This is a genomic window from Paenibacillus sp. SRL342 (assembly GCF_984798905.1).
The window spans coordinates 4,027,427-4,046,885 of the sequence record NZ_OZ481790.1; the positions used below are offsets into that span (position 1 = coordinate 4,027,427).

The following is a 19,459-nucleotide window of genomic DNA, read 5'->3' on the forward strand; positions in this document are numbered from 1 at the left end:
CTCTATTCAAGAAAATGGAACGTGCATGAGCGAATTCAACGAAATGGTTTATGTAGTAAAGACGTTCAGAACCCTTTAGGGTTATCGGTAACCCTAAGATAGCATGAGCCTATCTTGCTGTCAATTGGCATTATCCTATAGAATGGTAAGACTATGTTGCGGAAAGGTTAGATTCTAATGATTACCATTTATGATATTGCCAAAAAAGCCAACGTCTCCGCCATGACGGTCTCCAAGGTCATTAATCATACAGGCCGCATAAGTTCCGCGACACGTGAACGTGTGCAACAGGTGATCGACGAACTGGGTTACATCCCGAACTCCAATGCGCGCAGCCTTGTGCTTCAACGAACCCAGATGCTCTCCCTGCTAATTACGGATATTACCAACCCTTTTTATACAACACTGGCACGTGGTGCTGAAGATGCAGCCCATCTTCGTGGGTACCGACTTTTATTCGGCAATAGTGACGAGGATTACAATAAGGAAAAGGATTACGTGGATGCGATTCTGTCTACTCGTGTGGATGGTGTACTCTATGCCCCTGCGGGGGATCGTTCTCTTCCTCATCTGAAACAGCTGCAGGAACGTCACATTCCATTTGTCTTTCTGGACCGCACCGTACCTGGCATTACGTCAGATATCATTGCTGGAGATAGCCTAGAAGGCGCGATTGAGCTCATCCGATATCTGGTGCAATTGGGGCACCGACGCATTGCACTGGTCAATGGTTCTTCGGAGGTTTCTACCGCCAGACTGCGGGAGGAAGGTTATATAGCGGGTTTACGAGAGGCCGGAGCTGATATCAATCCCGAGCTTGTGCTTCGAACCGGGTACCGGGATTTCAGCGATGAAGAAGGACTGGATCGACTACTCTCTCAACCGGATCAACCAACAGCCATTTTTGCTGCCAACAACATGCTGGCGATTGGGGTCATTCGGCTTTTGCGCAAACGAGGACTGCGTGTACCAGAAGACATCTCTGTTGTGTGCTTCGACGATCTGGATCTGGCTTCTGCTTTTGATCCTTTTCTGACTGTAGCTGCACAGCCAGCATATGACTTTGGGTTTCAGGGCGTACAGATGCTGATTGACCGAATTGAGGGCAAGGCCCCCTCCGAAGCCCAAACCGTTATTCTACCGTCAGAATTGCGCATACGGGCTTCAGCTACTGCCCCACGTGAACAAGAATAGAGTTAAGCGCAAGAGTTGACCAAATATTATCGTGTAAAAGATTAGTCCCCCTTATCTAGATTAAGTCCCGTTCAAATTCGAAAAATATACAACATAAACAGGGTGCACCGGAGATTACACTCTGGTTGCACCCTATTTGATATTCATTCGTTAGATGACCTGTTCGTCCGAACCGGTTGTTTCGTCAGGTTCATTCAGTTTCATTATGGTTCCATCCGAGCCGATATTCTACCGCTCCGACTGTAATGCGAGAGCGACCTCACGAACGAGTCCCGGGAACCAGTCCATCAGAGGTTCGAACGTATAACCTGCTTGTTCTGCCTTGGTCGTCTCCATCGTCCATGATTGCTCGATCCCGAAGGGTGACATGTCTTCTTTCACAGTTTCCTTAAGGATCTGGGACTGCATGCCCGTGACCGTCTCGATCAGATGCATCATGGCTGACAGCGTAATCGCACCCTTGGAAGCTGCATTCACCGGACCGGTAATGGACGAATGTCCAAGCCAAGCGAGAAATCTTGCCGCTTCTGTGGAATTGATGAATCCAATCTCTGCATCCGGATTTGGCATGCCGATCGGTTTTCCTTTTTGCACATGTTCAATATGAAAATGAAGTCTTCTCGTATAATCATCAATCCCGAGTACAATGGGAATACGCATCGCCACAACCGGGAAATCTGCTTCCTGGAAAAATACAGCCTCCGCAAGCTGTTTGCCTTCTCCATACGAAAAATCCTCCGCACTCCCATACTGTAATGGATATGTATATGGGTCAAAATCCGTTTCCTTAAATCCAGGTCGGGGATCACCGTATACCGAGAGTGTGGATGTCAGAACGTATCTTTTGGTGCGTCCTGCAAAAGCTTCACATGCCGCTTTCGCCGCATCTGGGGAATAACAGATATTATCGTACACAACATCCCACATGTCTGTCTGTGCAACCTCTGCCAGAGATTCCGGGTCTTCACGATCCATCTTGATTCGGTTGACTTCGGGTCCGAAGTCAACATCCGTTTTACCACGAGTTGCAACTGTGATCTGAGACTTCCCTTCCCACAGCAAGTGATCCACCAGACGTTTACCGAAAAAACGTGTACCCCCAAGTATAAGTACTTTATTCATCCAAAAAACCTCCTATCTTGTTCGATTATGTTTAACAATTTGAAGCATCGTGTGAGCGTTCCGTTGAAACTCATAAGCTGTTGGTTCTTCGGATACGATGCACCCACGCTCTTCGAGTATTACTTTTAATTCATCCATGTGCTTGTAACGTTCACCAGACAGATCCACTGTTGGAAAAATGCGAACCTCTTGTTTGCTCACACGCAGCAGCTCCATCACGGTTGCAACATGAAAATCAACATCCAATCGATCCGCATACGTAAACAGGAAATGGGCAGATAACGTTAGATCGAATTGTTCATCCGTAAAGGGTAGATCCGGGAGCATAGACGCCACATAACGGTCAGGAAACATTCTCATATCTGCAATGCAATCTGTGATGGCACGAGTTCGTTCTTCCTTTAACCCCTGGATTGATCCAAATTGATCCCACACATATATGCCTTGCACCGATTCCATCTGTTTCATCGTATGCTCAATGTCCTGAAATCCCTTTACCTCAAGCTCGTCGATCTCGTATTCGTAGGCAATATCCACGGCCATGGGGTCTGCACCCCACTTGCGCGCCTGGCTACTGAACGAACATGCTCCACCTGGACAATCCAAAATGGACTTGCCTGTAAGATCCTCCACGGTCAGGTTGAACATCTTCATATATTCCTCAAAGGTTCTTCCTATGAAAACAATCTGTGTCAGTTCCAAACCTCCAGAATCATTGGACTGCTGATCTTCTCCGCTGTTCTTCTGACCCTCTCTACTCTTGCTCAGCTCATCTCTGCTCATCTCGTCTCAACTTCCTTTCCTGCGCTTGAATCAATCGTTAGGGAACACAAGCCCAATCTGCTTCCGAATCTGATCCATGACCTGCATCGTAACATCGGAGCGTTCATACGTGTTCATGTCAGACTCCTTTTTGCCTTCATGAACCAGATTCACAAACTCCTCCACTTCATAATACATCGCCGGATGGTTTTGTTCGACTGTGAGCTGCTCCACCGTACCGTCATTGTATCGTATCTCTGCATGTTCCGGTGAGCCAATCTTGTCAATGATGATGCTGCCCAGCTCACCCATGATTTCGCTTGGTAGATGAGAGTTGGAGATTTTGGAGTATGTAACGACCGCATCCATCCCATCATAATCCAGCAGCACACTGCCTTGTCCATCCAAGCCAGATTCCAGCATCATCGCTTGGGATTGAACCCGCTTAGGTGCACCGAACAATGTAATCAATGGATAGAGACAATACACACCGAGATCCATTAAAGCTCCATTAGCGAGTTCAGGCTTGAACGCGTTCAGGACAATCCCCTCTTTGTACTTGTCGTAACGCGAAGAATACTGAGAGTATCCTGCTACATATTTGCGGACAGGACCGATTTTATGCAGGTTCTTCTGCACCATTTTGAACTGGGGAACAAGGGTAGATTTCATCGCTTCCATGAGCAGAACTTGATGTTCTCGTGCTGTATCAATCATGCTCCGAACTTCGGCGCTATTTGCAGCCAGAGGTTTCTCGCACAATACATGTTTACCGTTTCTCAGAAAAAGCTCAGCCTGCTCCGCATGAACCGTATTCGGTGTTGCAATGTAGACTGCGTCGATTACATCACTTGCCGCCATGTCTTCCAGATCGGTGAAACGGTGTTCAACATCGTATTTATCTGCGAATGCATTAGCCTTATCTTCAGTTCTTGAATACACGGCAGTTAATTTGAATCCTTTAACCTGTGCTGCGGCTTCAAGAAGCCTTTCTGTAATCCAGTTGGTACCCACTACGCCAAAACGAACCATGCTTACCTACCTCTTTCATCTATAAATTTCATTTGAGTTCTATCCTGTATACCATCTTCTATATTGTAGCTCATATTTCGTTCAGATTGAAGGAAGGTACTTTATCCAAGATATTGATATCTTGCTTTTTAAGTTGAAACTTCGTCAATCCTTTTGAATCAGGGGTATAATTAAAGATGAGGTGATCACCGTGGAAAGTCGAGATCAAGATCGCATACTGCCCGAATCTATAGATGAAAAATACTGGCATGCCATCATCCACAACGATAGTTCTTATGATGGAACATTCTATTACGGCGTGCAAACCACGGGTATATTCTGTCGACCTTCCTGTAAATCCAGAGCACCTAAAGCTGAAAATGTGCTTGTATTTCAACATGTTGAAGAAGCGTTAGCATTAAAGTTCAGACCCTGCAAACGTTGCAAGCCCACAGGCGAGCGGGTACCTGATCAGGAGTGGATATACGGAATCACGGATTACATCGAACATCATTACGCCGAACCTCTAACCTTGGATGTCCTTGCCACTGTAAGTCATGGCAGTCCTTATCATCTGCATCGTGTGTTCAAGCGGATTACAGGCCGCACACCGGTTCAATATATTCAGGAAAAAAGAATCACTGAAGCTCGGAAGTTGCTTGAACATACCGGACTTACCGTCACCGATATTGGACGCAATGTCGGTATACCTAACTCAGCTTATTTCATTACTGTATTTCGCAAACACACAGGTCTCACACCTGCACACTACCGCGAAAGGCATGAGAACTTATGAAGACGAATCTTACTTACAAAGTACCCAAAACGTTACTCAACAAGGGAACTGGGTTCCTTAATGGATATACACATACGCTGAATCCTTACACAGGCTGCGCCTTCGGTTGTTCCTATTGTTATGTCAGACAGATGCCTGTCTCCTTATTTCGCAAAGAGGATTGGGGGAGCTGGGTAGATGTGAAACAAGAGGCATCCCGAGTATTTGCCAAAGAGTTACAACGCGCCCTGACCAAAGGGAAAGTCACTCTGTTCATGTCATCCAGTACCGACCCGTATCAACCCGCCGAGTATAGGGAGTGTATCACACGTTCATTACTTGAAACGATGATACAGCATCCACCCGATTTTGTATTAGTCCAAACCCGCAGTCCACTCGTTACCCGGGATATAGATCTGCTACAACAGTTAGGTGACCGGGTTCGGGTCAGCATGACGGTAGAGACGGATCTGGACGATATGCGCAAGCATTTCAGCCCTTCCGCTCCCCCAATTGCAGGCCGATTACGCGCATTGGAACAGTTGCGGGATGCCGGAATACCGACACAGGTTGCGATTGCTCCCGTATTACCCAGCAGTGAACAGTTTGCAGCCATCTTGAGACCTCTGGTTCAGCGTGTATGCATTGACGATTATTTCATGGGTGATGGCAGTGAGGGCAAGCGAACCCGCCGACTCGGTATGGACTCGCTCTATCAAGAAGTGGAGATGGAGCACTGGTATCATCCAGATGCATATCAGACTGTTGTTCAGCGGATGAAAAACGTTTTTTCAGAGGATGAGATCTGGATCAGTCAGGCGGGTTTTGAGCCTTAAATGGCTATATACGTTGAACTAAAGAATATTTACACTGGTCATTCCGATGACAGAACAACCTTCCGTTCGCTGTTATCCTCAGATTTTTTGATTTAATAAAAAACAGCCCCTTTCCTTGTTCGAAGGAAAAGGGCTTTTCGTCATGATATAAAGCATAATGGCTATCTTATTTATCCAATGTATACAATGGCAGATCCACAGGCAATGCAGCCGGGCGCTGACATGAGCTTTTCATCTGGTAAAACGTCTGCTGATCTGATGAATCGTGGAATGCCCACATGGCCTCAAGTACGTGGTATGCGAGTTCCCCACTCGCACGGTGTGAACGTCCACTATGTGCTGCATAGGCCATATCTGCCACACCGATGCCGCGTGTATTTTCCTGATATCCTGGGAGAAGCGGAACTTCGGTCCATTCATGTTCACCCAGCAAGCGGTAACGAACCGAACCACCAAAGGTGTTGGGGTCAGGTACCTGCAGTGTACCGTGCGTGCCATATATCTCAATCGGTGGCAATGCACTTCCGCCAAATACGTCAAAACTTGTAATCAGTGTGCCAATGGCCCCCTGTTCAAACTGTAACAGACCGGTAACATGAGTAGGAATTTCGACAGGAACCGTCTGGCCCCTCTTTTTCTCACTCGTAATCGTCCGTTCTTCCATGGCTTTACCTGTCATACCTGCGATCGACTTGATCGGTCCCATTAGTTGAACCAATGCGGTAAGATAGTATGGACCCATGTCAAACATTGGCCCACCGCCTGATGCGTAATAAAACTCCGGATCGGGATGCCAGTGCTCATGACCACGACTCATCATAAATGCGGTCGCCGCCACCGGCTTGCCGATAACCCCTTCTTCCACCAATTGAAGTGAAGTCTGGATGCCTGAACCAAAGAACGTTTCTGGTGCACAACCCACGAGCAGTCCCTTACGCTTCGCTGTTTCGAGCACGGCCTGCCCTTCTTCACGGGTAACAGCGAGCGGTTTTTCTACATAAACATGTTTGCCAGATTCAAGCGCCCGCAAGCATACATCCGCATGAACGGAAGGAATCGTCAGGTTGATGATCAACTCAATCTCGGGATCAGCCAAAATTTCGTCGACGCTGTATACGTTAGGCACGTTATAGGCTGCTGCCTGCTCCTCGGCACGTTTCCGGTCGAGATCCGCAACAGCAACAAGTTCCAGCACCTCGAACCGATGACAGTTTTCCATATAGATGCCGCTGATTTTACCGCAGCCAATAATGCCTACTTTCATTGTTTTCATACCTGGGGCTCCCTTCGCCGTGGATCAGAAATGGTTTATCCGTTGAGGATGAATGGTTAATACTGAAGTTACGTTTGCAATCAAGCTATAATCTCATTAGTTCTGGTTGTCCGCCATACCTGTGTACACTTCTGTTGATGCACTTACTCGACTCTTGGCAAGCTCTTTGCCTGCTGCTGTCCATTTGAAACCACTGCGCATCATTTCAGTCACGGGTTTCATGTCTACAATGTCTGCATGGTGCCCCAGGGAGTTGTAGAATACCCGCCCTGCGCCCCAGCGTTTCGTCCAGACAACAGGCATATCTACAGGACCATTCGCCGCATGCGGACCAGCCACCACTGGGAAACGAGTGGTTGCTAGCACTTCCACTGCCGGGTCTACGTGCAGGTAGTACTGTTCACTTTTCACCTGAAAATCTTCAATATGATCCAATAACGGGCTAGAGCCACGCTTCACGTTTACCATATACTCCACACCATCATTGCCTGGATGAGCAACCCATTGTCCACCCGTCATAAACTGCCAGTCCACGTTATTTCGGAAGGCATCACACATGCCACCATGAATACCAGCCAAGCCCACACCGCTCTGAACAGCCGCTGATACGTTATTGACCAGCTCCTGCTCAATCTGTCCCATTGTCCACAAAGGCACGATCAAATCCAGACCCATCAGCTTCTCTGCATCCGCATAAGACTCCAACGTATTCGAGACTTCAACCTCAAACTGCTCTTCCTTCAAAATACGTTCAAAAATCGCTGCTACCTGCTCCGGTTCATGTCCATCCCAGCCGCCCCATACAATCAGTGCTTTACTCATCGTTTATTCACTCGCTTTCGCCTAGTTTAGTTGTGTTCAACCCTATTCCTGACGTCACTGCCTTGCTTGCTCACATCTCTTCAAGCGTCACCCAACGCCGTTCTGTTACCGAACGTTCTACCGCTTCCAGTACAGCCTGACAGGCGACCCCGTCGTGGAAACTCGGTGATGGTTGTCGTCCTTCAGAGATCGCTGTCACCAGCTCCAGCATTTCATGTGTGAACGTGTGCTCGAATCCAATCGTATGTCCGGCAGGCCACCAAGCTTCGGAATATTTGTGTGCCGGATCAGTCGCCAGTACACGACGGAATCCCTGTACGTCCTCTTCATCCTTTGTAAAATAGACTTCCAGTTCATTCATCCGTTCAAAATCAAATCGTACGCTACCCAGACTACCGTTAATCTCAAACGAGTTCGTACTGCGATGACCTGCTGCAAAACGTGTAGCCTCGAAGCTTCCTAGCGCACCTCCTGCGAATCGTGCCAAGAAAAGCGTGGCATCATCAACAGTTACTTCTCCCTTCGGTGCATCTGCATTGGAACTGCCCTTTGCACTTAGTCCGGTCATCTCAGATGCAAGCGGTCGCTCTTTGATAAAGGTTTCGCTCATGCCGATGACTTCCTGGAATTCACCAACAAGGAAACGAGCCAGATCGATTAAGTGCGCCCCCAGATCCCCATGGGAACCGGAGCCAGCCACTTCTTTTTGCAAACGCCATACCAGCGGGAACGAAGGGTCCATGATCCAGTCCTGCAAGAAAAAAGCACGGAAATGATAGATCTTACCCAATCGTCCGCTCTCCACCAGATCCTTCGCTAATTGCACCGCTGGTGAGAAACGGTAGTTGAACCCGACCATATGTGCGACTCCAGCATCCTCTGCTGCCTGAAGCATCTCACGCGAATCCGCAAGTGACAGGGCCAGTGGTTTCTCACAAAACAGATGTTTGCCCTGACGAGCTGCTTCCAACGCAATTTCCTTATGGGCATCACTTGGCGCGTTAATATCAATCAGATCGATATCATCCCGCTTCACCAGTTCACGCCAATCCGTTACACTTTCGGACCAGCCGAACTGATTCGCTGCTTCCTGTACTCCCTGCTCGTTACGTCCACAGATCACAGACATCTCAGGCTGCAGCGGAGCAGACGGGAAAAACATCGGCAGACTGCGATAGGCATTACTGTGGGCCTTCCCCATAAACTTGTATCCAACCATTCCGACACGAAGACGATTTGACATGGTCACTTCCTCCTTTGGAATATAAAAAGTCTTTCTATAGGTGTACCAATAAACTATTGACGGATAGAAGAAGCACGGATGATCAGTTCGGTAGGCAACAACGCTCTCGCTGATTCGGTTACCGTTACAACAGAGTTATTCGCTTTATGTGTGTCACCCACAGACTCATGCATAAGCTTCGAAGCTGCAAGTTCACCCATCTCAAAAAATGGAACCCTGACGCTGCTCAGCGGCGGAACCGCCATCTCGGCGGCATCGGAGTCGTCATAACCCACAAATGCCGGAAAATCCGCAGGCCCTATTCCCCGCTCACGCAAACCATGCATGACCCCAATTGCCATCCGGTCATTGGCCGCAAATACAGCATCAATCTCATGTAGGCGATCTGCTACAATCGCTGCCGCCTCAGTGCCGCTTCGTCTACTATAATTCCCCTCAAGCAATAGACTCGGGTCCAGCTCCATACCTGCTTCTTGCAGGCCAAGACAGACACCTTCCATTCGCTCCTGGCTGTTGGAATAGCTGTCCGGACCATTGAGAAAAGCGATTTTGCGATACCCCTGATCCGTAAGATGACGTATGGCAAGCCTGCTTCCTTCCACATGATCCGCATCCACTTCCGTGAACGATTGCCCCTCAAAATGCTGATTCATGACACAGAATGGGTGTCCTTCCTGGTGAAGCTGCTGCATGGCCGCCAGTTCTTCAGGATCATCTCTGGCACCAAGGATAATGCAGGCATCCACTTTCTGACGCCGGAACAGATCTGTATAATTCATCACTTCACCGGGTGTTCGGAACATAACCAACAGGTCCATGCCATTGTCTCTGGCTTTGCTCCCAATCCCACTCAGCATTTCCGAGAAAAAATACGCCGAGAACAGATGCGCCTTCGGAACATAAGGTAATACCACGCCAAGATTCCCACTTTTACTTCTGGCAAAACTGCGAGCAAGAGCGCTGGGCACATAGCCTAACTGTTCGGAAGCTTCAAGAACCTTGCGGCGTGTCTCTTCTTTAATAGGACCTACCCCATTCAGCACCCGGGAGACCGTCGCCTCGGAAACACCCGCAAGATCAGCCACTTCTTTACGAGATGCCATGAATTTCACCCCCTTCTAGCTCACCTATTAATGATGTAGTAATTAAAATCGATATTTATGTACGCGCGTACATTTTCTCATGCTATGTAACCGTTGTCAATGCTTTTAACATAAAAAATAATGAGGGTTTGGGTTAATCCAAGCCCTCATTATTATCATGCCAGAGATGGTACTTTCATTGAATCCGAGCACCTGTAATTTTAGGGGTTCAAGTTACTTATCAAACACACTACAACAATTACGGTTGATCCTATTTGTTCGATTAATTGGAGAGTACAGCTCACAACGTCGTTGTAACGCCAAGATCAACGGAGGATTGGCTGAACTCAGCCTGCTCCTTTGTTTTCGCATGACTCGGAATGCGATCCGAGGGTTCTGGCGTGGATTGGAGCTGTCTTACTTTGTGCAGTACTTCTTTGTTCGGCAGGAAGTGTTGGGAACGAATAAACCGAATTGTTTTGGTTTTGGCACGCATAACAATCGAATCCGTCTCGGCGCGATCATCCGCAAGATACCGTACTCCTCCCAAGATCTCACCTGGCGTCACACCTGTTGCGGCAAAAATGACGTCCTCCGTGCCGATCATATCCTGCATCGTTAACACTTTGTAAGGATTGTCAATTCCCATCTGCAAGCAGCGCTGGAATTCGTCTGCGTTGGCAGGCATCAGGCGACCTTGAATCTCACCCCCAAGGCAAGATAGCGCTGCGGCAGCCAGCACACCTTCTGGCGCTCCTCCAGATCCGACATAGAGATCAATGCCTGCCTCCGGGAAGGCCGGTGCCATCGCCCCAGCAACATCACCGTCACTGAGGAACTTAATTCTCACGCCAACCTTGCGAAGCGTCTTGATGGTGCTCTCATGTCGTACACGATCCAGAATCATCACTGTCAGATCCGAGATGTTTTTGTTCAATGCGGCAGCGGCTTTCTCCAGTGTGACTTCAACCGGGTCTTCAATGCTGACCTTGCCTACAAGCGCAGGCCCTACCGCCAGTTTCTCCATATACATGTCCGGTGCATGGAGCAGGTTACCTTTTCCCGCCACTGCAATAACCGATAGAGCGTTGTTTAGTCCTTTGGCTACGATTTCTGTACCTTCGAGCGGGTCTACAGCCACGTCAACCTCAGGCCCCTCAGCGTTGCCCACTTCCTCGCCGATGTACAACATGGGTGCTTCATCCATTTCTCCTTCACCGATTACCACCGTGCCGCGAATGGACACGGAATCGAACATGGCGCGCATGGCCAAAGTAGCCGCTTCATCTGCACTGTTCTTGTCGCCTCGTCCCATCCAAGGGGCTGAGGCTAACGCAGCCAATTCTGTTACTCTGACAATTTCCAACGCCAGTTCGCGTTCCATTTTTCCCACTTCCTTTCCAATTTCCAAAAGCATAACGTGAAAGCGGTACTAAATCCATCGCAAATCCATATGAAATTGATCTATAATCGGCGTAGTAGCGCCTTTTCAACGATGTATACCTTATTTATCCAATTAATATATTGATCAATTTCGCTCCTTTTTTGGGCTGATGTTAAGCGTCCAATCCTCCTGATTTCTTACTTATAATATTAATTTTATTTTCCATTTTCCGCTCAAAAACAAAATAATTCAACATGGTGGATTAACACGTCCGTTTCGTGCGTAAAAAGTTCTTTTAACATGAGGTATATACAACTTATGTACTGATTATTAAGAACGTAACGCTATCTAACGGACTACGAACGAAAACGATTTTCGGCTGACTGTCCAAACGTAGAAATAAACTAATAAATTGTATTGATGATCCTTGGGATCAGCTTATTACCTTCACGATTATTGAGCTAATTTATACCGACAATGATGTATTAATCAGGCCTTTAACTTTTGTTAAAGCCATAGATGCAGCTTATGGAGGTCATCGAAAATAATAAGTTTACATAATATTTATTATGTATTAATCTTCATCTATTTCTTCATTTTATTATTCAATGGTTTTGACTAAACATAAAAAAGCCCGAAAGAATTCTGCTCAATAGCATTTTTCTCCCAAGCTTTTCCCTCGATGATCCAGTTATAGTATCGTTTTGGTCATTATCAAATCAATCTGTTCCTCATCTCCCATAACAAAGGCATGGGCTCCAGTCTGAACAAACCCCATCTTTTCATAAAATGCGATGGCATTTTCATTTTTCTCCCACACGCCTAACCAAATATTCGTTTTGTGATGCTCTGTTGCCATCTCTATGGCTTTAAGGAGCAGTACCTTACCCAGCCCATGTTTTTGGAACTCTTTCTTGATGTATACCCGCTCGATCTCAAGGGATTCCTCCCCCATCTTCTCAGATTGAGCATCATTAATATTCACCTTCATATAACCAGCAACTTGATTATCGACATAAATAAAAAGAAATTGTGAATCCGCAATGGATAGTTCCGTTTCTAATTGCTCCCGATTAAACGCCTTTTCCAGATAAGCTTTCATATTTTCGGGTGAATTTTGCGCTTTAAACGTTTCATTAAACGTCTCATAACTAATCTCCTGCAGTTCACACACCTGTTCGATGGTACATATCCCTATACGAATCTTCATCTATAATCACATTCCTTTATCAAGTTAATCATTTGTTGCAAATGCAATAAAAAAGTATTACATTGAATTTAACTCAATTTTGTTGTATTTGCAACATAATATAAAAGAAGAGGTTGAATGAATTGAAATATGTTCTTTTTGTCACAGGTATTCTAATCTTAACGCTTGGTATTTCCCTTACCATTCAATCTGGACTGGGTACTTCACCTTTTGACGCACTGCTGGTAGGGTTGTCACAACATGTAGGCCTAAGTGTAGGGAGCTGGGAAGTCATCCTTGCTTTCCTGTTAATCGGATGCAATTCGCTGTTGAAGCAGCAAAAACCCGAGTTTCTGGGACTCGTCACCGCATTCATTACTGGTGTGGGGATTGATATATGGCTTTATGTATCTGATTTCTTGATTACGCCCGAAGTTTGGTACACCAAATTGATGACTTTTGTCATTGGTTTAGTGATCATCAGTATCGGTACAGCAATCTATTTGCAGACTAACTTCGCACCCATTCCGATTGACCGCTTAACATTAATCCTGCATGAACTCACTCGAACTCCTTTATTTATATCAAGAACATTCATTTACCTTGTATTTTTGATTCTGGCGTTTCTGCTCAGTGGACCGATCGGGCTTGGAACGTTGTTAACCGTATGTTTTGCGGGTCTACTTCTTCAGTTCATCATGGGCCATACGAAAAAGATAATAGATCACATATTAAGAGACATGGATACATCGTCGAGCACTTAGCATGAGAAAGAACATTCGATCTAATGAGTGTACACCGTCTACAAAATAAAAAGCTGGATCAGAGGTTTCAACCCTGATCCAGCTCACTAAACGTTCTTTCTACCTTTTACGGCTCAATTCCCCATACCAGCTGGCCGTTCACATAACCGGTAACCTTATCATGGTTTGCGAACTGACTACCGGATGCCTTGAACGAGTAATCGTTAGTCTGTGTGTAATTCGTCCAATTGTTTTTGGAAAAACGTGCTTGAACCTCTGCGCTCTGGCCTGCATTCAGTGATCCCGCTGCACTTGTAAAGCCCACTTCAAGATAATGATCCGCTCCGGCAACTGGAGTCGCCAGTTTAACGAATTGGCTCGTTACATTCGCACTGCCCATACTGGCCCAGTCGGACCAGAAACTCTGAGCTTCCTCCCCGTCAATGGTATAGTAATACCGGAGTTTTACATCACTCAACGGAATAGCCGAATTGCCTGAGTTGATCAATTTGAACTTGGGTGAGACACCGTTGGCGGATGCACTTGTATTGCCGTTAAAAGCTTGAATCGTCAAATCCCCCGCAGGTACAGTAACCGTGCTGTCTACTACATTCACTGCAAGTTCAGCGTTATTGCCTCCATTAAAGTGAAAGGTCAATACGTTCTCGCCCAGCGGCAGTGCAGCAAGGTAGGAATGGTTCAGAACAACAGCAGAGCTGGACGCTGTATAATTCTGACCTGATACAAGCGTAACATTCCCCTTTGTGATGCTTGTAAGCTGACGGCCATTTAGGGTGAGAGCTACGTTAATATCCTGTGACGGAGTCGTCGCTTTATCAAATGTTGCATTCACAGGAGAAATCACAGCATTTGTACCCGGTGTTGAATCCACAATTTTGACTTTTAACACAGGGTCCTGACCTTGATTAAAATCCAAAACAATCGAATGCTCACCAACTGGCAGGGTTGCCAGATAAGCTTTTTTCAACAGTAATGTGCTTCCGTTCAAAATAAAGTCTGTCGTTGCGGTCAACGCATTGTTGCCTGCCCGGAGAGCAGTTAGCGTATTGCCGTTTGCATTCACGGTTACGGTTTTATCGCTTTGATTGGGTGTGTGTTTGTCAAATTCAACGTTTCCAGGTGTAATGGATGCACTGGGGTTGGGATTGTTAACCTTTAGATTTGGCAGCTCATCCAACGTAATGACATAATCACTTTGATAAAGCGTTTTCAATGTTGCCGGGTAATTAAAAGCAGAACTCATCAGATGTTCGCCATACCAAGGACAGAAGTACAGCCATCCTGATTTCTCTTCTGTCAGATTTTTCACACTTGGGATCGTATCGTTCTCCGTCATGGCTACCATTTTCGTACCGTTCGTCAACTCAACAAGCTTATAGAAAATCGATGTAATCGCATCCTCATTCGGTACGCCAGACAAACCGTCATAACGGTTGTAGATCGTATTGTATTTATCGTATCCGACAAGATCTACCTGATCATCACCCGGATACCAGGCAGGAGAAGTGCTGTATACGTAGCTGTTGTAGGTCCAGATCAGATTGTGCAAACCATACGTCTCCGTAAGTTCGGTATACAGCAGATCCCATAGCTCTTTGTACACTTCTGCGCCTGCCGAAGCCCACCAGAACCATGCCCCTTCCCCGTTCAGTCCCCCGTTGCCTTCTGCTTCATGATAGGGACGGAACAGAACCGGTACGTTGTTGTCTTGCAAAATCAGCAATTGTTCTGCCAGATCCTCGATGGTCATCATCACGTATTGATACTCTTTCGTACCGGGAATTACCGCATTTGCTGTATTAAAATTCGTTTCTGTTGGCTTGTAGGTCGCCTCTTTCCAATCCACAAAGTCCCCAAGCTCATACGTATTGAAATTACGAGGTACATTGATATGCCAGGAAGCTGTTGCAATACCTTCACGGTTATTCACCCAATCAATCATACGATCGGTTGTACCATCCTCCCAACCATACAACGGATTATAGTTCATCAGATCAAAGCCACGGATAGCCGGATACTTTCCAGTCAGATCATGAATCCACTCGAATTCAAGCTCTGTATCTCCGTCATTCCCTCCTCCGTAGATCTCTTGCTGACCAGAAATAATGTTGTTTCCGTATACCTCGGTTAAATAATTCATCAAAATTTGAGTTTCCGGTGTAGCTTCAGGATCAGTGAGAACTGGCTGCACATTCAGAGGATCCAGATCAGCATGATCCACTGTGAAGGTGTCAAAATACGCGAAGCCCCAGCCAGCCTTCAGCTCAATTGTGTTGGCACCCTGATTCAACTTGTGAAAGCCAAAATCGAAGTCTGACCACGTTGTCGTGTACGGAAGCATATACGAACCTTTGGTAACACCGTTTACGATTAAATTTTGTGACCTTCCATCTGCACTGAGCTCCTGCATATATCGTGTGGAGATCGCGTACATGCCGGTTTCCGGGACAGTCACTGTGAAGGTTAATGTGCCAGAGTTCTGCATCCAGACAAATCCGGCCCCTGAGAATCCGGGCTTGGGTTGCCCATAGATTGAAGTAACCACTTGAAGATCCGGGGTGAGCTGAGCATCTTCGCTTTCGATGGTGAACAATGGTGTGTCTGCATGAACGGGCGCTGTCATTAATCCAAGCAGTAGGACCAATGCCAGCATCATTGCGGTTGCCTTTTTGAGCAAATTTTTCATCAATTCCATCTTCCTTCCCAAGTGAAATATGATAATGAAATGTCAATGAACCCATTCATGATGGCGCTTTCATTTTAAACATAGCACGCACACCAATATTTGTAAATATATGGTGAATAAGAATGTTTGAAATTCTTTTGTACCAGTACTTTGAACGCCATTTGTCCATCGTCCCACCAATATTGAAGACAATTCGAAAACGGTTCATTATCTAACCAGTTTCGGGCCTAAACTTCGTCTCCCGTTTGATGAATGTACTTGGCAGAAAACCTACAAAAACAAAAAAAGCATTCCTGGATCGGGTGCTTTTTCAAAGTGCGTTTCTTCAATTCATCTTTTTTTATGTCTACGTCCTGCGTCCCGGCTCAACTAACGGATTCCTCGGGAGATGTTTCCTTTATCACACAGCGTTCCCCTGCCTTGCGTACCGCCCGAATAATGCCACCGTAGCCGGTACAACGACACAGATTCCCGCACAATCCCGTTTCAATCTGTTCTTGAGAAGGCTCAGGATGTGCATCCAGTAATGCCTTGGTTGAGATCACCATGCCCGGAGTACAATAGCCGCACTGAAAACCACCTTCCTCTACAAAAGCCTGTTGAATTGGATGCAGAGTGCCTTTCTCCTCGCCGTGCAGACCTTCAATCGTCATAATGTCACTGCCTTCACATTGATAAGCCATGACAAGACAGGAATTCACAGGCTCTCCATTCATCAGAACCATACATGCGCCGCAGCGACCAACTTCGCAGGATACTTTGGTACCCGTTAGCTGCAAATGAGTCCGAAGCACATCGACAAGTCGGGTCGTTTGTGCAATCTCCAGATGTTTCTGCTCGCCATTCACCACGGCTGTCCAGTGATTATCAATTGGCTTACTCATGATGGACTCACTCCTTCCTGCAAAGGTACATTTAAAGGTCTGACCAGTTGTTCCCTCGGTACAGGAAGACGGTTAACCCATACGCCTGTTGCCTGATGAATTGCAGCTGTTATGGCCGGCGCAAGCGCAACGGAGCCAATTTCACCGATCCCCCTAGGGCCAAACGCATCACCTTCTGGCAAGTCTTCAATTGCCTCAACCTCCAGATTGGTATGAATATCCTGAATGGTTGGGATCAGATACGTGTCGAGGTTGGTGGTTACATAACGGCTGTCCTGCATCACCGCATCCTCGGTTAACGTGAATCCAAGCGCCATGACACTGCCGCCTTCAATCTGTCCGATATAGCCCATAGGGTTGATAACCGGGCCTGCCGCAACAACATGGCGCGTATCCAGCAGCTTGGTTTCTCCGGTCAAAGTATTCACTTCCACCTCTGCCGCAACCGCCGCATACGTATACAGATAATGCCCGCCTACCACATTGTCCGGCGTAGTTGGGTAATCGAACTTTGTATCGAAAATCCATTCATCGGGCTCGCCCTGCATGACAAGCTCCGCATACGAAACCACAGCACATGAGCGAACTCCTTCTTTTGCTGCAGAATCTTGATCTACTCCCTTCAGCGCCTGCATTTCCTCCTTCTCGCTCGTTCCTGCCCCTTGCCCAGCTGTTTCCACTTCAGGAGTTTCACCAGGAAGCTGGTCTTTACGCCATACACCGCCAGGTCCTGTCACCAGTTGCTCCGCCTGAATGCCCGACATTTCAGACGCGACAGTGAGAACACGGGAACGAAATGGAGTCTGCAAGCGTTGAAGAGCCATCCATGCCATCGTTGTTGAACGTGAAGCTGTGCTTGATCCGCTGTGTGGCACACGATCCGTATCTCCGATGATGATACTGAGATCCGATGTACTGCATTGAAACAGATCACATAACATAATTTCCAGCGTTGCAATAAGCCCCTGACCAAATTCCTCGTAGCTGAACGCCACCTCAATCTTACCTTCGTTGTTCAGGGACAGGCGGCCTCCCGCAGGATCTGGAATGCCATAACCCAGCCCTGCACCATGCATAGCGATGGCTGCTCCGACTCCGCGCTTGATCCATGGAGGCAGAGAAGGATCTGCCGGGGGACTCTGATGTTTTTGCCACAGTTCGGAGCGATCCAATGCCTCCCATACTTGGGACAGTCCATCCGTAACCAGAATGCGTTGATTCAGTGGTCCAGGATCATTCTTTTCCCTCATATTACGTCTGCGGAACTCCCAAGGGTCCATGTTCATGATTGCTGCAAGCCGATCCATCTGGCCTTCCATGGCAAAAATCGCCTGATTCCCGCCAAATCCGCGAAACTCACCTGACAGCCCGTTATTCGTATACACAGATACACCTTCCACATCCACATTCGGAATAGCGTAGGGTCCAAGGCAATGCTCGGTACAGAAGTTCAGCACGGGTGCACCAAGTGTGGCATACGCTCCGGTATCTGCTGTAATGCGGACACGATGCGCCTGTATGATGCCTTCTCGACTCATGCCAGTCTGCATTTCAATCTTCATTGGGTGACGTTTCAGCCCTGCACGTACGGATTCTTTACGAGAATTATGCATTTTCACAGGACGTCGGCATCTCAAGGCCAGTAGTGCACCATAGGGCTGTACGTTTAGTTCATCTTTTCCGCCAAATGAACCACCAATCGGTGAAGACACCACCCGGATATCTTCTTCAGGACAACCAATGATGCGCGCAAGCTGCATCCGGTCTTTATAACCATGTTGCGTTGCCGCGTATACATTCAGCCTCCCCTCTTCATCCGGGACAAACAGGCCACCTTCTGTCTCCATGTACGCATGCATCTGACGAGGCGTATAATACGTCTCTGTCACGATATGATCACACGTGGCAAAAGCTTGCTCGGCATCTCCACGTTTGATCTCCGTGCGATGCAGCACATTGCCTGGACCATGCTCATGTAACTCTGGTGCACCTGGAGCCAAGGCAGCGTCTGTACTATTCAGAGGTGTGAGTTCCTCATACACTACACGGATCGTATCCAGTGCAAACGCCGCACGTTCCGGGGAATCCGCAGCAACCGCTGCAATGGCGTCACCGACATAACGCACAATATCCTCACAGAACACAGGCTGGTCCGGGGTCGCAATACCAAAACGATTCAGACCAGGCACATCTTTGGAGGTCAGAACCGCATAGACACCTTCCAACGCCTCAGCTTCCGAAGTATCTATAGACAGAATGCGAGCATGAGGATATTCACTTCGCAATACTCTGCCATGAATCATGTCAGGTAGCGTCATATCCGTCAGATATTGAAGCTGGCCTGTTACTTTGGGCGCCCCATCTGGCCGCAGGTGCCAACGTTTCCCGCTCTGTTTCCGGTTCAGCAGCATGATCCCTCTCCCCCTTTGTGT

At 47.3% G+C, this 19,459-nt stretch carries 16 protein-coding genes; 4 read left to right on the forward strand and 12 right to left on the reverse strand.

What is annotated here, in order from left to right; all coding sequences use genetic code 11:
* Positions 1–177: 177 nt before the first annotated feature.
* Complete coding sequence (locus AC4E8D_RS17595) at positions 178–1,194, forward strand: LacI family DNA-binding transcriptional regulator (RefSeq protein ID WP_490205011.1); 1,017 nt, start codon at positions 178–180, stop codon at positions 1,192–1,194.
* A gap of 228 nt (positions 1,195–1,422) precedes the next feature.
* Here the strand turns inward: AC4E8D_RS17595 and AC4E8D_RS17600 are convergent, their stop codons facing one another.
* Genes AC4E8D_RS17600 through AC4E8D_RS17610 form a run of 3 tightly spaced genes read right to left on the reverse strand, consistent with a single transcriptional unit; the run spans position 1,423 to position 4,110 of the window.
* Positions 1,423–2,316 (reverse strand): NAD-dependent epimerase/dehydratase family protein, encoded by an 894-nt coding sequence (locus AC4E8D_RS17600; protein WP_490205012.1) that lies wholly within the window; start codon positions 2,314–2,316, stop codon positions 1,423–1,425.
* A gap of 12 nt (positions 2,317–2,328) precedes the next feature.
* A complete protein-coding gene (locus AC4E8D_RS17605) occupies positions 2,329–3,099 on the reverse strand; it encodes an SAM-dependent methyltransferase (RefSeq protein ID WP_490205013.1) in 771 nt (256 codons plus the stop codon).
* Positions 3,100–3,129: 30 nt separating this feature from the next.
* Complete coding sequence (locus AC4E8D_RS17610) at positions 3,130–4,110, reverse strand: Gfo/Idh/MocA family protein (protein WP_490205014.1); 981 nt, start codon at positions 4,108–4,110, stop codon at positions 3,130–3,132.
* Between the two features lie 190 nt (positions 4,111–4,300).
* Here AC4E8D_RS17610 and AC4E8D_RS17615 point away from each other — a divergent pair, with 190 nt between their 5' ends.
* Together AC4E8D_RS17615 and AC4E8D_RS17620 are read left to right on the forward strand one after the other, a co-directional pair.
* Positions 4,301–4,885 carry a bifunctional transcriptional activator/DNA repair enzyme AdaA gene (locus AC4E8D_RS17615; protein WP_490205015.1) on the forward strand — a complete coding sequence of 195 codons (585 nt, stop codon included), beginning with the start codon at positions 4,301–4,303 and terminating at the stop codon, positions 4,883–4,885.
* Entirely contained in the window at positions 4,882–5,700 is an 819-nt protein-coding gene (locus tag AC4E8D_RS17620) for an SPL family radical SAM protein (protein ID WP_490205016.1), read from the forward strand. Before AC4E8D_RS17615 ends, AC4E8D_RS17620 begins: the two co-directional genes overlap by 4 nt.
* A gap of 166 nt (positions 5,701–5,866) precedes the next feature.
* Here AC4E8D_RS17620 and AC4E8D_RS17625 read toward each other — a convergent pair whose 3' ends face one another.
* The 6 genes from AC4E8D_RS17625 to paiA all read right to left on the reverse strand — a co-directional run bounded on the left by AC4E8D_RS17625 (position 5,867) and on the right by paiA (position 12,714).
* Positions 5,867–6,973 carry a Gfo/Idh/MocA family protein gene (locus AC4E8D_RS17625; RefSeq protein WP_490205017.1) on the reverse strand — a complete coding sequence of 369 codons (1,107 nt, stop codon included), beginning with the start codon at positions 6,971–6,973 and terminating at the stop codon, positions 5,867–5,869.
* Between the two features lie 96 nt (positions 6,974–7,069).
* Positions 7,070–7,795, reverse strand: a complete 726-nt coding sequence (locus tag AC4E8D_RS17630; RefSeq protein WP_490205018.1) for a ThuA domain-containing protein — start codon at positions 7,793–7,795, stop codon at positions 7,070–7,072.
* A 70-nt stretch (positions 7,796–7,865) separates the two neighbouring features.
* Positions 7,866–9,038: a Gfo/Idh/MocA family protein gene (locus AC4E8D_RS17635; protein ID WP_145321882.1), complete on the reverse strand. Its 1,173-nt coding sequence runs from the start codon at positions 9,036–9,038 to the stop codon at positions 7,866–7,868.
* Positions 9,039–9,091: 53 nt separating this feature from the next.
* Positions 9,092–10,141, reverse strand: a complete 1,050-nt coding sequence (locus tag AC4E8D_RS17640) for a LacI family DNA-binding transcriptional regulator (protein WP_490205019.1) — start codon at positions 10,139–10,141, stop codon at positions 9,092–9,094.
* A gap of 280 nt (positions 10,142–10,421) precedes the next feature.
* Positions 10,422–11,504, reverse strand: a complete 1,083-nt coding sequence (gene glpX / locus AC4E8D_RS17645) for a class II fructose-bisphosphatase (protein ID WP_076217229.1) — start codon at positions 11,502–11,504, stop codon at positions 10,422–10,424.
* A gap of 691 nt (positions 11,505–12,195) precedes the next feature.
* Positions 12,196–12,714 (reverse strand): spermidine/spermine N(1)-acetyltransferase, encoded by a 519-nt coding sequence (gene paiA / locus AC4E8D_RS17650; protein WP_490205020.1) that lies wholly within the window; start codon positions 12,712–12,714, stop codon positions 12,196–12,198.
* Between the two features lie 122 nt (positions 12,715–12,836).
* Between paiA and AC4E8D_RS17655 the strand changes: the two genes are divergently transcribed.
* Complete coding sequence (locus tag AC4E8D_RS17655) at positions 12,837–13,457, forward strand: YczE/YyaS/YitT family protein (RefSeq protein WP_490205021.1); 621 nt, start codon at positions 12,837–12,839, stop codon at positions 13,455–13,457.
* A 106-nt stretch (positions 13,458–13,563) separates the two neighbouring features.
* Here AC4E8D_RS17655 and AC4E8D_RS17660 read toward each other — a convergent pair whose 3' ends face one another.
* The 3 genes from AC4E8D_RS17660 to AC4E8D_RS17670 form a co-directional block, all read right to left on the reverse strand.
* Positions 13,564–16,143 (reverse strand): glycosyl hydrolase, encoded by a 2,580-nt coding sequence (locus AC4E8D_RS17660; protein WP_490205022.1) that lies wholly within the window; start codon positions 16,141–16,143, stop codon positions 13,564–13,566.
* 365 nt (positions 16,144–16,508) lie between these two features.
* Entirely contained in the window at positions 16,509–17,027 is a 519-nt protein-coding gene (locus AC4E8D_RS17665) for a (2Fe-2S)-binding protein (protein ID WP_221821545.1), read from the reverse strand.
* Entirely contained in the window at positions 17,024–19,438 is a 2,415-nt protein-coding gene (locus tag AC4E8D_RS17670; protein WP_490205023.1) for a molybdopterin cofactor-binding domain-containing protein, read from the reverse strand. The genes AC4E8D_RS17665 and AC4E8D_RS17670 overlap by 4 nt, the downstream gene beginning before the upstream one ends.
* Between the last annotated feature and the right edge of the window lie 21 nt (positions 19,439–19,459).

Coding starts and splice junctions, on each gene's coding strand:
- AC4E8D_RS17595 (WP_490205011.1), top strand. CDS start 178: ATGATTACCATTTATGATATTGCCAAAAAAGCCAACGTCTCCGCCATG.
- AC4E8D_RS17600 (WP_490205012.1), bottom strand. CDS start 2,316: ATGAATAAAGTACTTATACTTGGGGGTACACGTTTTTTCGGTAAACGT.
- AC4E8D_RS17605 (WP_490205013.1), bottom strand. CDS start 3,099: ATGAGCAGAGATGAGCTGAGCAAGAGTAGAGAGGGTCAGAAGAACAGC.
- AC4E8D_RS17610 (WP_490205014.1), bottom strand. CDS start 4,110: ATGGTTCGTTTTGGCGTAGTGGGTACCAACTGGATTACAGAAAGGCTT.
- AC4E8D_RS17620 (WP_490205016.1), top strand. CDS start 4,882: ATGAAGACGAATCTTACTTACAAAGTACCCAAAACGTTACTCAACAAG.
- AC4E8D_RS17625 (WP_490205017.1), bottom strand. CDS start 6,973: ATGAAAACAATGAAAGTAGGCATTATTGGCTGCGGTAAAATCAGCGGC.
- AC4E8D_RS17630 (WP_490205018.1), bottom strand. CDS start 7,795: ATGAGTAAAGCACTGATTGTATGGGGCGGCTGGGATGGACATGAACCG.
- AC4E8D_RS17635 (WP_145321882.1), bottom strand. CDS start 9,038: ATGTCAAATCGTCTTCGTGTCGGAATGGTTGGATACAAGTTTATGGGG.
- AC4E8D_RS17640 (WP_490205019.1), bottom strand. CDS start 10,141: ATGGCATCTCGTAAAGAAGTGGCTGATCTTGCGGGTGTTTCCGAGGCG.
- glpX (WP_076217229.1), bottom strand. CDS start 11,504: ATGGAACGCGAACTGGCGTTGGAAATTGTCAGAGTAACAGAATTGGCT.
- paiA (WP_490205020.1), bottom strand. CDS start 12,714: ATGAAGATTCGTATAGGGATATGTACCATCGAACAGGTGTGTGAACTG.
- AC4E8D_RS17660 (WP_490205022.1), bottom strand. CDS start 16,143: ATGAAAAATTTGCTCAAAAAGGCAACCGCAATGATGCTGGCATTGGTC.
- AC4E8D_RS17665 (WP_221821545.1), bottom strand. CDS start 17,027: ATGAGTAAGCCAATTGATAATCACTGGACAGCCGTGGTGAATGGCGAG.
- AC4E8D_RS17670 (WP_490205023.1), bottom strand. CDS start 19,438: ATGCTGCTGAACCGGAAACAGAGCGGGAAACGTTGGCACCTGCGGCCA.